Origin of the sequence: Roseomonas sp. CAU 1739 (assembly GCF_039839775.1) — a bacterium.
Taxonomy (GTDB): Bacteria; Pseudomonadota; Alphaproteobacteria; order Acetobacterales; family Acetobacteraceae; genus Neoroseomonas.
Window position 1 is genome coordinate 107,080 of sequence record NZ_JBDOQQ010000008.1, and the last position, 12,153, is coordinate 119,232.

The window sequence follows — 12,153 nt, forward strand, 5'->3', positions numbered from 1 at the left end:
GCTTCTTCGCGCCCGTTGCGCTGCATGCCGCACCGCCGACCCCACTGCCGAACCCGCCCGCCTGCGCTACATACAGTGCCGATGAAGCGCTTCTGGACCCATGCCGTCGCCGTGCCGCGCCCCGAGGGTGGTCACGCTGTCCTGCTCGATGGCCGCCCGCTCCGCCTGCCGGGCGGCGCGCCGCTCGCCGCGCGTTCCGCCGCGCTGGCGGAGGCGATTGCCGCGGAATGGCAGGCAGCCGGCGGCGAGAAGGGCGGCGAGATGACGATGGAGGCGGTGCCGCTGACGCGCCTGCTCGGCACCGTGCAGGATCGCATCGCGCCCGACCCCGCGGCGATGATCGCCGGGCTGGCGAAATTCGCCGAGACCGACCTGCTCTGCTACCGCGCCGAGGATGCCGCGCTGGCCGAAGCGCAGTCGCGCGAATGGCAGCCGCTGCTCGATTGGGTGGCGCAGGCCCACGGCGCGCCGCTCACCGTGACCGCGGGGCTGATGCCGGTGCCGCAGCCAGCCCGGAGCCTGACGGCCCTGCGCGACGCCATCGCCGCCCATGCCGCCGAGGAATTGGCCGCCCTGGGCCTGGCCGTGCCGGCGCTGGGCAGCCTGGTGCTGGCCCTGGCCCTGTCGGCCGGGCGGCTGGATGCGGCGGAGGCCCACCGCCTCGCCGTGCTGGATGAGACGCATCAGGAACAGCGCTGGGGCACCGATTGGGAAGCGGAGCAACGCCGGGTCCGTTCCGCCGCCGAGCTCCGCCTAGCTGAACGCTTCCTGGCGCTGGTGCGGCCATGAGGGCCCGGCGCGTCGTCATCGCCGGGCGGGTGCAGGGCATCGGCTACCGCGACTGGATGGTGCGCGAGGCGGCTCGGCTGGGTGTCCAGGGCTGGGTGCGCAATCGGCGCGACGGGACGGTCGAAGCGCTGGTGGCCGGCGAGGAGGCGGCGGTCCAGGCGTTGCTGTCGGCCTGCCGGCGCGGGCCGCTGCTGGCCCGGGTCAGCGAGATCACCGAGGAATTCGCCGACCCGCCGGAGGAGCCCGGCTTCCTGCGCTTGCCGTCAGGCTGAGCGGCCGGGCGACGTCGGCGCGCTTCCTGACCGACAGCCGCCCGCTGGCCCTCGCGCTGTCCGCCGCGGAACTGGCCGGGCGGACCGGCACCTCCGATGCCACCGTGGTGCGCACGGTCAAGGCCCTCGGCTTCAACGGCCTGTCCGACCTGAAGCGCGCGCTCGCCGAGGCGCCGGCCGCCGCCCCCACCGATCCCGCGACCGCCAGGCGCGGCCCTGAAACGGATCCCGATCAGGTCGTGGCACCTGGCCAGGCGACGATGTTCGGGAGAATACCTGGGGAGAGGCGTCGTCGTGAGCAGGGCGAACGGCAACGGCTGCCGAAAACAACGGTGCGGACGGAATTGCGCGGGCGGGCAGTCATGCCGGCGGCCAGCCCAAAGCGACCACACCCACGGCCGAACTCTTCGACCGTTGGCATCGGCTTCGGCCTGCCCTCGGACGCGTCGTGCAGAAGGCACGCCCATGGCGTGACGCGCAAACATCCGGTTTACTTGGCTTTCGCCGGGCTGCCGGCGGGCCGCCTTCACGGCCTCGGCACGGGCCAATGACCCGTGCCATTGGTATCACGCCGCCAGGGAAACCGACCGCCCGCCTTCCACCATGCGGGGACGTGCGTTGCGGCAGATCCCCGCGGGGTGATTCAGGCCAGCGCCGGCACCTTCACCACGCTGGTCCAGCCATGCGCATCGTTGGTGCGCCCATACTGGATGCCGACGATCGCGTCGTACAAACGCTGCGTCAGTTTGCCGGTCTCGCCCTTGTTGATCAGCACGTCCTCGCCCTTGTAGCCAAGCGTGCCGACCGGCGAGACCACCGCCGCCGTGCCCGTGCCCCACATCTCCTTCAGGGTGCCGTCGCGGCCGGCGGCCATCACCTCGTCGATCGTGATCTGGCGTTCGGACACCTTGAGCCCCCAATCGCGCATCAACTGCAATGCGGAGGCGCGCGTCACGCCGTCGAGGATGGTGCCGGCGAGCGGCGGCGTGATCACCTCGTCACCGATCTTCACCATGATGTTCATGGTGCCGACCTCGTCGAGATACTTCCGGTGCACGCCGTCGAGATACAGCACCTGGGTGTAGCCGGCGGCCGCCGCATCCTGCTGGCCCGACAGGGACTGCGCGTAGTTCGCCGCCGTCTTGGCTTCGCCGGTGCCGCCCTTGACCGCGCGCACATGCTTGTCGGACGCCAGGATGCGCACCGGCTTCACACCTTCCCTGTAGTACGACCCGACCGGCGAGAGGATCAGGAAGTACAGCAGGCTGTGCGCCGGATGCACGCCGAGCATAACGTCCGTGGCGATGATGGTCGGGCGCAGATACAACGAGGTGCCCGACTTGTGCGGCACCCAATCCGCATCGAGGCCGACCAGCGCGTCGAAGGAGGCGCGGATGATGTCCACCGGCAGTTCCGGCATGCACATCAGCCGGGCCGAGCGGTTGAACCGTTCGGCATGGCGGTCCGGGCGGAACAGGCGGATCTGGCCGTCATCCCCGCGGAACGCCTTCAACCCGTCGAAGATCGCCTGGCCGTAGTGCAGCACCGAGGTCGCCGGATCCAGGCTGAGCGGGCCATAGGGTTCGATGCGCGGATTGTGCCAGCCCTTCCCTTCCTCATAGTTCATCAGGAACATGTGGTCGGTCAGGACCTTGCCGAAGGCCAGCGTGTCGTCCGCCGGCTTCGCCTTGGGCGTGGTGGTGCGGGTGGTCGGGAACTGGCCCATGCTGCGTATCCTTCCTGGGTTTCTTATCTTAAGCCTGCGACGCGACGCGGCAGGGGTGCAACGGGCCATGACAGCGGGTCCGGGGCACGGACGGCGGCGGCGTCATGGTGTATCCTCCTGTCGGCCCGGAATGTGGGCATCGCGTCGAACGAAAGAATGTTGCTTCAGACGGTCACAAGTTAAAATGACAGGTCGGATGCGTCAATGATACTGACCAAAATGGAGGCCCACGCCCGAACATGCCAGCCATGCCCGTGAAGAGCACCGCGCAGACCACGGACGCCCCGGAGCGCAGCTCGCTCGCCGCCGGGCGCAACCTGCTGTTCCTGCGGGAGGAGGAGCTGCGCCTCGCCCAGGACCTGCTGTTCTTCGGCTACCGCGACTTCACCGCGGGGGCGGACGAGATCCTCGCCGAGCTCGGCATGGGCCGCGCGCATCACCGCGTGCTGCATTTCGTCGGCCGCCGGCCGGGCATCACGGTGGGCGACCTGCTGGGCATCCTGGCGATCACCAAGCAATCCCTCGGCCGGGTGCTGCAGCCTTTGGTCGAGGAGGGCTACGTGACCCAGACGCCCGGCCGCAACGACCGCCGCCAGCGCCTGCTGACCCTGACGGAAAAGGGCGCCGCCCTGGAACGCCGCCTGTTCGACCGCCAGCGGGAGACGGTGATGCGCGCCTATCGCGAGGCCGGCCCCGCCGCCGTCGAAGGCTTTCGCCGCGTCATGCGCGGGCTGATGGGCGAGCAGGCGCGCGATGCCTGCGACGCCATCGAGGCTCCGCCGGCACAGGGTCAGGCGCGATGAGCGGGGCGGCCGAGACCTCGCATCTTCTCGTCGTCGATGACGATGCGCGGCTGCGCGACCTGTTGCAGCGCTTCCTGACCGACCAGGGCTTCCGCGTCACCGCGGTGGCCGATGCCGCCGCGGCGCGCGGTGCGATCGCCGCGATGACCTTCGACCTGATGGTGCTCGACGTGATGATGCCGGGCGAATCCGGCCTGTCGCTGGCCGAATCACTGCGCCGCGACGGCAACGAGGTGCCGATCCTGATGCTGACGGCGCGCGGCGCGCCGGAAGATCGAATTGCCGGGCTTGAACACGGCGTCGACGACTACCTGGCCAAGCCCTTCGATCCGCGCGAGCTGGCTTTGCGCATCCGCACCATCCTGCGCCGCGCCGCGCCGCCCCCGACCAGCCAGGCGCTGCCGACCGCGCCCGTGCAGCTGGGCCGGTGCTGGTTCGACGTGGAACGCGCGGAACTGCGCGGCCATGACGGCGTCATCCGCCTGACCGGTGGGGAAGCCGCGCTACTCCAGGCGCTTGCACGCCGCGTCGGCGAGGTGCTGAGCCGGGAGGAGATCGGCACGGCGCTCGGCACGCCCGAGGCCGGCGAGCGCGCCATCGACGTGCAGGTGACGCGGCTGCGCCGGAAGGTCGAGACGGACCCGCGCGAGCCGCGCTTCATCCAGACGGTGCGGCATCGCGGCTATGTGCTGAGGCCGGGGCCGTGAGAAAGGAAGCGCGGGGGAGGAACACCTCCCCCGAATCCCCCTCCGTTTTTTGTCTGTTGGAGACTGACTTCGGCGGCCGCCGCCAGACAGGCAGAAAAAGGAGGGGGATCGGGGGAGTTCTCTCCCCCGACCTTCCTTGCCGATGAACCGCATCTTCCGTGCCCTGGTCCCGCGTGGCCTGCTCGGTCGCGCGTTGCTGATCATCCTGGTCCCGCTGGTCGTCCTCCAGATCATCTCGCTCTACCTGTTCTATGGCAGCCATCTGGATGTCATCTCCCGCCGTCTGGCCGGTGGCGTGGCCGGCGATGTCGCGATGGTGGTCGAGCTGCTGGCGCGCAATCCCAATCCTGCCGAGCGCGGCTGGATCTTCCGTGAGGCGGCCTGGCGGCTCGACCTGTCGCTCGCCTTCGAAGCCGGCGCGGTGCTGGGGCCGTCGGGCAGCCGTCCGGCGTCCCTGCCGCTGCTGCCGCTCGAGGAGGATCTGGACGATGCGATGCGCGAACGCGTCCGCCTGCCTTTCGACACCGACTGGCAGTCCGACCCGCGCAGCGTGATCATTCGCGTGCAGCTGCCCGATGGGGTGCTGCACGCCGAAGCCGCGCGCAAGCGCCTGTTCAGCGGCACCTTGTACCTGTTCGTGATCTGGGTGGTGGGGTCGTCCCTGCTGCTGTTCGGCGTCGCGGCGCTGTTCATGAAGAACCAGGTGCGCGCGATCCGGCGGCTGGCCGAAGCCGCGGAAGCCTTCGGGCGCGGCCGCGACCTCGGGCCCATGAAGCCCGAAGGGGCGGCCGAGGCGCGCCAGGCGGCGATCGCCTACAATTCGATGCAGTCGCGCATCCGCCGTTTCGTCGAAAGCCGGACCGAGATGCTGGCCGGCATCAGCCATGACCTGCGCACGCCGCTGACGCGGCTGCGGCTTGGCCTCGCGATGCTGCCGGCATCCGTCCAAGACGATGCGGCGGCGATGACCCAGGATGTCGAGGAGATGGACCGGCTGATCGCCGCCTATCTCTCCTTCGCGCGCGGCGAAGGGACCGAGCAGGCGGCACCGGCCGACCTCGCGGAACTGGTCGAGGAAGCCGCGGCCAAGGCGCGGCGCGATGGTGCGAAGGTGGATCTCGAACTGCCGGAGGACCCGCTGGTGTTGCCGGTGCGCGCCGATGCGCTGCGGCGCTGCCTGGGCAATCTGCTCGACAATGCGCGCAAGCATGCGCGGCGCATCGCCATCGGCCTGACCAGCGTGCCGCGCGGGGAAAGCGGCAGCTGGGCCATGGTGACGGTCGATGACGACGGGCCTGGCCTGCCCGAGGACCAGCGCGAGGAAGCCTTCCGCCCCTTCGCCACCTTCTCGGCCGGCGGCACCGGCCTGGGGCTGGCGATTGCGCGCGACATCGCGCGGGCGCATGGCGGGGACATCGTGCTCGAGGACAGCCCGCTGGGCGGGTTGCGGGCGCGGGTGCGGCTGCCGGTGTAGGACCGGGGCCGCCCCATGGACCGGCGGTGCGCTACTGCGCCGCCGGCACCGCGTTGATGCCGAGGCTGCGCGCCGCCTCGACCAAATTGCCCCAGGTGGTCGCATCAACCGGGATGCCGCCTGCCAACCGCTTCGCCTTCGTGATGCGTTCCTTTTCTCCCGCCACCAGGACTGGATTGTCGGGATCGGCAGCGGGGGATGCCTTCACATCGGCGATCACCGCGGCGAGTTCCTCGCGGAAGGCCGAGACATCTCCGAAGCGCGCCGGGTCGATCACGAAGGCAAGCCAGGAATTGACGATGCCCCGGTCGCGCAATTCCGGCCGCCAGGCAGTCGCCCCGCCCAGCAGCGCGCCGGCCAGGATCTCGCAGACCAGGGCGAGGCCGTAGCCCTTGTGTGCACCGAAGGAGAGCAGGGCGCCGCGCGGATTGTCGCGATACAGCACGCCTGGATCGGTGGTGGGCTGGCCCGTCGCATCCACCAGCGCGCCTTCGGGCACCGCCCGCCCCGCATTGAACGCCACGCGGCACTTGCCCAGCGCGATGGCCGAGGTGGCGAAGTCCAGCACCAGCGGCTGCCCGCCCGGCACCGCCGGCGGGATGGTGACGCAGACCGGGTTGGTCGAAAGGCGCCCATCCGACCCACCGAAGGGCGCGACGGATGGCGGCCCCGACACGCCGTTGACGAAGTGGACGGAGATCATCCCCGCCGCCGCCGCCTGCTCGCCATAGGTGCCGACGCGGCCGATATGATGGACGTTGCGCAGCCCCATCACGGCATGGCCGTGCTGTTTCGCCGCGCCGATCGCCCAGTCCATCGCCTGCCGGCCGACATGCTGGCCATAGCCCATGTTGCCGTCGAACAGCGCGAGCGAGGCCTCCTGCCGGACCGGGGTCGGCGCGACATTCGGGTGCAGCTTGCCCTCGCGCACATGCTGCACGTAGCGCGGCAGCAGCATGATGCCGTGGCTGTCATGCCCTTGCAGATTGGCCTCCAGCAGGTGGGCGGCGACTTCCGCCGCCTCCTGCCGGGTGCTGCCGGTCGCACCCACGATGGCGCGCAGGAAGTCGCCGAGGGCTGGCGCCTCGACGTGGACGGTATCGGCTTCGGTCATGATTCCTTCCAGGGCTTGCGCTGCCACAGGCCGCGCAGGCTGGTCTCGAGTGTCGCGACATCGCTGCGGTATTCGGCGCCGATGCGCGGGGCCAACGGCAGGCCCAGGCGATCGGCCTCCCGCACGAAGTCGGTGTCGGCCAGGGCGGCGCGGAAGGCCGCTTCCAGCCTGCCGGTGATCTCCGCCGGCATGCCGGGCGGGCCGACGATGCCGCGCGTCGCGCCGCTGATCAGGTCGATGCCCTGTTCCTTGAAGGTCGGCACGTTGGGCGTGCCGGACCACCGCGTCGCCGCCGCCTGGCCCAGCGCGCGAATCCGCCCGGCCTGCAGCAGCGCCAGGCTCTCGCTCATGTTGAAGGCGCCGAGCTGCAGATGCCCGCCGACCAGCGCGGTGGACAGCGGCGCCATGCCGTTGAAGGGCACATGCGTCATCGGCGGCAGGCTGAGCTTGTCCTCGAGCCCGAGGACCAGCAGGTGGTCGTCCGAGCCGATGCCCGTGGTGCCGTAGCTGAGCTGCCCAGGATTCGCCTTGGCCGCGGCCACCAGGTCGGCCAGCGTGCGCAGCGGCGAATCGGCGCCGACGAACAGCCCGCCCGGATCGTCGACGACGTTGGCGATGAAGGTGAAGTCGAGCGGCCGGTAGCGCACCGTGCGCTCCATCGGGTAGGTCACCAAAGCCGGCACCGAGGTCGCCGCCAGGGTGAAGCCGTCCGGCGCGGCGTTGAACACCGCTTCCCAGCCGAGCTGCCCACCGGCCCCGGCCCGGTTCACCACGACGAAGCGCGCGCCCGGCAGCCGCGCCTGCGCCACCGGCAGCACCATGCGCGCCATGGTGTCCACGCCGCCGCCGGGCGGATAGGGCACGACGACCTCGATCGGCCGGTCGGCCGGCCAGGCGGCCTGGGCAATGCGCGGCAGGCCGAGGGCCCCGGCGGCGGCCAGCGCGCCGAGGGCGGTGCGACGGGTGGTCATGGTGAGTCCTCCAGCATTTTCTCGATTGCGGTGAGACTGGACGATGGCGCCCGGTGCGTCCATCCGCCTCCATGTCGCCCGCCGCGGGCCTCGTCTATGCTGCGGCCGCTCAGAACCTGGGGACCATTCGCGCATGGCCATTGCTTCCGCATCCCGCCGCTCACTGTTTGCGCTTGCAGCCGCCGGGGGGCTGGCCGGCTGCTCCGCGCCGATACGCGGGCCCGCCGTGCCGCGCGAGCGCACCGGCGCCGCCACGGTGTTGGGCATGCCGAACGAGCGCTTCTTCATCATGTCCCGCGCTGGCCTGGACGCGCTCGATGCCGAGTTCGTCGCCGCTGGCGAACGCATGCGGCGCCACCTGGCCCTGGCGGCCCGTGCACCGCTGCCGCCGATCAACCTGCTGTCGATCTCGGGCGGCGGGGAAAATGGCGCCTTCGGTGCCGGCCTGCTCTGCGGCTGGACCGAGCGCGGGGACCGGCCGGTCTTCAACCTTGTGACCGGCGTCAGCACCGGCGCGCTGAGCGCGCCCTTCGCCTTCGTCGGCCCATCCTATGATGCCCAGCTGCGCGCGGTGTACACGCAGCTCTCGCCGGACGACATCCTCGAAAGCCGCAGCCTGCTGCATGCGGCGCTGTTCGCCGACGGGCTGGCCGATACCTCGCCGCTGTTCCGCACCATCTCCCGCATGCTCGACGACGCGCTGATCGCCGAGATCGCGCGCGGCCACCGGGAGGGGCGGCTGCTGCTGGTCGGCACGACCAACCTCGACGCGCAGGTGCCGGTCATCTGGAACATCGGCGCCATCGCCGCCAGCGGCCATCCGGACGCGGCGAACCTGATCCGGCGCGTGCTGCTGGCTTCCGCCTCCATTCCCGGAGCCTTCCCGCCGGTGATGTTCGATGTGACGGTGGATGGGGAGGCGCGGCAGGAAATGCATGTGGATGGCGGCGCCTTCGCACAGGCCTTCCTGTATCCCGCGGCGCTGGGCGAACGGCGGCAGCAGCGGGTGCGCAGCGGCGTCGCCGCGCGCGATGTCGAGGCCTACATCATCCGCAATGCGCGGCTCGACCCGGACTGGGCCATGGTGGAACGCCGCACGCTCGGCATCGCCGGCCGCGCCATCAGCACGATGATCGCGACCAGCGGCTACAACGACGTGCTGCGCATGTGGGCGAACACGCAACGCGACGGGATCGGCTACAACCTTGCCTTCATCGGCAGCGACTTCACGCAGGAACTGCCCTCCCCCTTCGACCAGGCCTATATGCGGGCGCTGTTCGACTATGGCTTCGCGCAGGGGCGGCGCGGCTATGACTGGGCGCATCGGCCGCCGATCTGATCGGCGCCGGCGCTTCCCGGTTGGCGGCAGGGCGCGCTAGCCTCGATCATGCACGAAACAGGATATGGGCCGCGGCTCGCGAGGCGGTCGATGCTGATGGGCGGCGCGGCCTCGCTCGCCGGCTGCGGGCTGCCGCGGCGCGTTGACCCGGTGCCGGCCGAGCGGGTCCGCAATGCCCAGGTGCTCGGCCTACCCAATGAACGCTTCTGCATCACCGACCCGCTCGACATCCCGCGCATCGTCGAGGAATTCAACGAGGCCGGCCGGCGCCAGCGCCGCCGCTTCGCGCTCGGCCCGCGCGACCGGCTGCCCGATGGGAACATCATCGCCTTCTCCGGTGGGGGCGAGAATGGCGCCTTCGGGGCGGGCCTTGCCTGCGGCTGGACCGAGCATGGCGACCGGCCGGAATTCACCCTCGCCACCGGCATCAGCACCGGGGCGCTGACCGCGCCGATGGTCTTCGTGGGGCCGCGACGCGATGCGGACCTCCGCGCCGCCTATACCGAGATCAGCGCCGCGGATGTGCTGGTCAGTCGCGGGCTGCTCGCCGCGCTGGTCGATGACGCGGTGGCCGACAGCGCGCCGCTCGGACGCACCATCGCGCGCTTCATGGATGACGCGCTGCTCGCCGAGATCGCCGAGGGGTATCGCGGCGGACGGCAGTTGATCATCAGCACCACCAACCTGGATGCACAGCGGCCGGTAGGCTGGAACATCGGCGCCATTGCCGCCAGCGGGCATCCGCGCGCGCTCGACCTGGTGCGCCAGGTGCTGCTGGCCTCGGCATCCGTGCCCGGGGTGTTCCCGCCGGTGATGATCGACGTGACGGTGGATGGCCGCCCCTTCCAGGAGATGCATGTCGATGGCGGCACCTATGCGCAGGCTTTCCTGTATCCGCCGGCATTGGGCGAAAGCCGCGCCGAGCGTGTCCGGGCCGGCCTGACGCCGCCCGCCGTGACCGCCTATGTCGTGCGCAACGGGCGGCTGACGCAGTCGGGCGGGCCGGTGCCACGACGCGCCTTCCCGATTGCCGAGCGTGCCATCTCGACGCTGCTCGGTGCATCCGGCGTCAACGACGTGTTCCGCATCCAGGCGGCGACGCAGCGGCACGGCATCGGCTTCCGCCTCGCCCATATCGACGACGACTTCACCGCGATGGAATCCGAACCCTTCGACCAGGACTTTCTGCGCGCGCTGTTCGACTACGGCTTCGGCAAGGCGCGGTCGGGGTATCCGTGGAAGCGCGCCTTGCCGGCCTGATGCCGGCCAGCCGCCCGGCTGAACAGGTCGCCGGATGGGCTCGCCGGCAGGATCGGGCCGTCGCCTCAAGGCTTCCTTAACCACCCGGTCGCCACTCTGGCACCATGACCGCCGAACATGACCGCTTCGCCGCCTGCGCCGCCACCGTGATGACCGCGCATGGCCCCTTCACGCCCCGCCACGCAGTGTTCGAGGGTCCGGCGGCGCATGGCGTCGGGCTTGGCCTGCTGTCGGTCTGGATCGGCGGGCCGGCCGATGAGGTGAGCCTGCGCGCGCTGGATCACGACACGGCATCCCGCATCCTGCGCGCGATGGTGTGGGCGCCGCTTGGCGCGGGGCGGCTGCCGCCCGGCCCGGACCTCGCGCTGTTCGCCTATGCCGTGGAAGCGGGCACGATGCAGGCGCTGATGGACCTGCAGGCGGAGCTAGGGGTCGAGACCAGCGGCGCACCGGATGCGGCCACCCTGGCAGCGGCATGGCGCCGTGACCCGGCAAGGCTGTCGCGATGCATCGCCACCGCGCATGCCGGCTGGCGCGAGGAACGGGGCCTGTCGGTGAAGCCGCATCGCATGGCGACGCAGCGCCAGCCGCAGCGCATCGCCGCCCTGGCTGCCTGCTGACGGCCGACAACGCCGCGGCCTTTGCAGGCCGCGCGGATGCTGCAAGGCTCCCGGCAAGACCGACCGGGAGAGACAGCATGTTCAGGATGATCACGCGCGGCCTGCTTGGCCTTGCGCTGTGCGTCGGCGCGCACGGGACCGCCGCCGCGCAGGTCGGCGCGTCGGCCGATTTCCCGACGCGTCCCATCTCGATGGTCGTGGGCTTCGCGCCCGGCGGCCCGGCCGATGTCATCGCCCGGCTGATCGCCCCGGCGATGAGCGCCGATCTCGGCCAGCCTGTGGTGGTGGAAAACGCGTCCGGCGCCGGCGGGTCGATCGGCCAGGCCCGCGTCGCCGCGGCGCGGCCGGACGGCCACACCATCCTATTCGGCAGCCTGGCCCAGGCCACCATCCCGACGCTGATACGCAATCCCGGCTTCAATCCGCTGGCGCTCGAAGCGATCGGGATGGTGAACGAGGTGCCGATGTCCATCATCGCGCGCCCGACCTTTCCCGCCGCGAATCTCGCGGAACTCGTCGCGATCGTCCGCCGCGACGGCATGCGGCTGAACCTCGGCAATGCCGGCGTCGGGTCCACCAGCCATCTGTGCAGCCTGCTGCTGCTGTCGGCGATCGGCACGCCGGTGACGCTGGTGCCGTATCGCGGCAATGCGCTGGTGATGAACGATTTGGTGGGCGGCACGCTCGACTTGGGCTGCGACCAGACGACGAACAATGCGGAACAGATCCGCGCCGGGTCCATCCGCGCCTATGCGATCAGCACCCCCGTCCGCGCCGTAGCGCTTCCCGACATCCCGAGCACTGCCGAAGCCGGATTGCCGGCGATGAGCATGTCCGGCTGGAACATGGTGTTCGCCCCCGGCGGCACGGCTGCCCCGATCGTCGCGCGGCTGAACCGGGCCTTGCTCGCCACGCTGCGTGACGAGACGGTGACACGGCGCATGGTCGAGCTCGGCAGCCTGCCGGCCGCCGGTGAGCGGACCACGCCGGCCGGCGCCCAGGCCTTCTGGCGGGCCGAGATCGCCCGCTGGAAGCCGCTGATCGAGGCTGCTGGCCAGTTGACCGAGTGAGCGCCGCG

General features: G+C 70.8%; 13 protein-coding genes. 10 read left to right on the forward strand and 3 right to left on the reverse strand.

Annotated elements, in window-relative coordinates; all coding sequences use genetic code 11:
• Positions 1–81: 81 nt before the first annotated feature.
• From AAFN86_RS14750 to AAFN86_RS14760, 3 genes are read left to right on the forward strand one after another with little or no spacing between them, the layout of a single operon-like run.
• The gene (locus AAFN86_RS14750; RefSeq protein WP_347544113.1) at positions 82–789 is read left to right on the forward strand and encodes an ATP12 family protein; all 708 of its coding nucleotides are present in this window, start codon (positions 82–84) and stop codon (positions 787–789) included.
• Positions 786–1,061 carry an acylphosphatase gene (locus AAFN86_RS14755; protein ID WP_347544114.1) on the forward strand — a complete coding sequence of 92 codons (276 nt, stop codon included), beginning with the start codon at positions 786–788 and terminating at the stop codon, positions 1,059–1,061. Before AAFN86_RS14750 ends, AAFN86_RS14755 begins: the two co-directional genes overlap by 4 nt.
• 26 nt (positions 1,062–1,087) lie before the next feature.
• Complete coding sequence (locus AAFN86_RS14760) at positions 1,088–1,612, forward strand: hypothetical protein (protein WP_347544247.1); 525 nt, start codon at positions 1,088–1,090, stop codon at positions 1,610–1,612.
• 92 nt (positions 1,613–1,704) lie between these two features.
• Here AAFN86_RS14760 and AAFN86_RS14765 read toward each other — a convergent pair whose 3' ends face one another.
• Positions 1,705–2,787 carry a branched-chain amino acid aminotransferase gene (locus tag AAFN86_RS14765; protein WP_347544115.1) on the reverse strand — a complete coding sequence of 361 codons (1,083 nt, stop codon included), beginning with the start codon at positions 2,785–2,787 and terminating at the stop codon, positions 1,705–1,707.
• 248 nt (positions 2,788–3,035) lie between these two features.
• Here AAFN86_RS14765 and AAFN86_RS14770 point away from each other — a divergent pair, with 248 nt between their 5' ends.
• The 3 genes from AAFN86_RS14770 (at position 3,036) to AAFN86_RS14780 (ending at position 5,771) form a co-directional block, all read left to right on the forward strand.
• Positions 3,036–3,590: a MarR family transcriptional regulator gene (locus AAFN86_RS14770; RefSeq protein WP_347544248.1), complete on the forward strand. Its 555-nt coding sequence runs from the start codon at positions 3,036–3,038 to the stop codon at positions 3,588–3,590.
• Positions 3,587–4,297, forward strand: coding sequence for a response regulator (locus AAFN86_RS14775; RefSeq protein WP_347544116.1), 711 nt, complete (start codon positions 3,587–3,589; stop codon positions 4,295–4,297). Before AAFN86_RS14770 ends, AAFN86_RS14775 begins: the two co-directional genes overlap by 4 nt.
• Before the next feature lie 142 nt (positions 4,298–4,439).
• Complete coding sequence (locus tag AAFN86_RS14780) at positions 4,440–5,771, forward strand: ATP-binding protein (protein WP_347544117.1); 1,332 nt, start codon at positions 4,440–4,442, stop codon at positions 5,769–5,771.
• 31 nt (positions 5,772–5,802) lie between these two features.
• Here the strand turns inward: AAFN86_RS14780 and AAFN86_RS14785 are convergent, their stop codons facing one another.
• Together AAFN86_RS14785 and AAFN86_RS14790 are read right to left on the reverse strand one after the other, a co-directional pair.
• The gene (locus AAFN86_RS14785; protein WP_347544118.1) at positions 5,803–6,885 is read right to left on the reverse strand and encodes a malate/lactate/ureidoglycolate dehydrogenase; all 1,083 of its coding nucleotides are present in this window, start codon (positions 6,883–6,885) and stop codon (positions 5,803–5,805) included.
• Positions 6,882–7,856, reverse strand: coding sequence for a tripartite tricarboxylate transporter substrate binding protein (locus tag AAFN86_RS14790; RefSeq protein WP_347544119.1), 975 nt, complete (start codon positions 7,854–7,856; stop codon positions 6,882–6,884). Before AAFN86_RS14790 ends, AAFN86_RS14785 begins: the two co-directional genes overlap by 4 nt.
• Positions 7,857–7,989: 133 nt before the next feature.
• Between AAFN86_RS14790 and AAFN86_RS14795 the strand changes: the two genes are divergently transcribed.
• From AAFN86_RS14795 to AAFN86_RS14810, 4 genes are all read left to right on the forward strand, one after another.
• Positions 7,990–9,195 (forward strand): patatin-like phospholipase family protein, encoded by a 1,206-nt coding sequence (locus AAFN86_RS14795; RefSeq protein WP_347544120.1) that lies wholly within the window; start codon positions 7,990–7,992, stop codon positions 9,193–9,195.
• A gap of 48 nt (positions 9,196–9,243) precedes the next feature.
• The gene (locus AAFN86_RS14800) at positions 9,244–10,455 is read left to right on the forward strand and encodes a patatin-like phospholipase family protein (protein WP_347544121.1); all 1,212 of its coding nucleotides are present in this window, start codon (positions 9,244–9,246) and stop codon (positions 10,453–10,455) included.
• A gap of 104 nt (positions 10,456–10,559) precedes the next feature.
• Positions 10,560–11,075, forward strand: coding sequence for a hypothetical protein (locus tag AAFN86_RS14805; RefSeq protein WP_347544122.1), 516 nt, complete (start codon positions 10,560–10,562; stop codon positions 11,073–11,075).
• Positions 11,076–11,152: 77 nt separating this feature from the next.
• Positions 11,153–12,145 (forward strand): tripartite tricarboxylate transporter substrate-binding protein, encoded by a 993-nt coding sequence (locus tag AAFN86_RS14810; RefSeq protein WP_347544123.1) that lies wholly within the window; start codon positions 11,153–11,155, stop codon positions 12,143–12,145.
• Positions 12,146–12,153 lie beyond the last annotated feature (8 nt).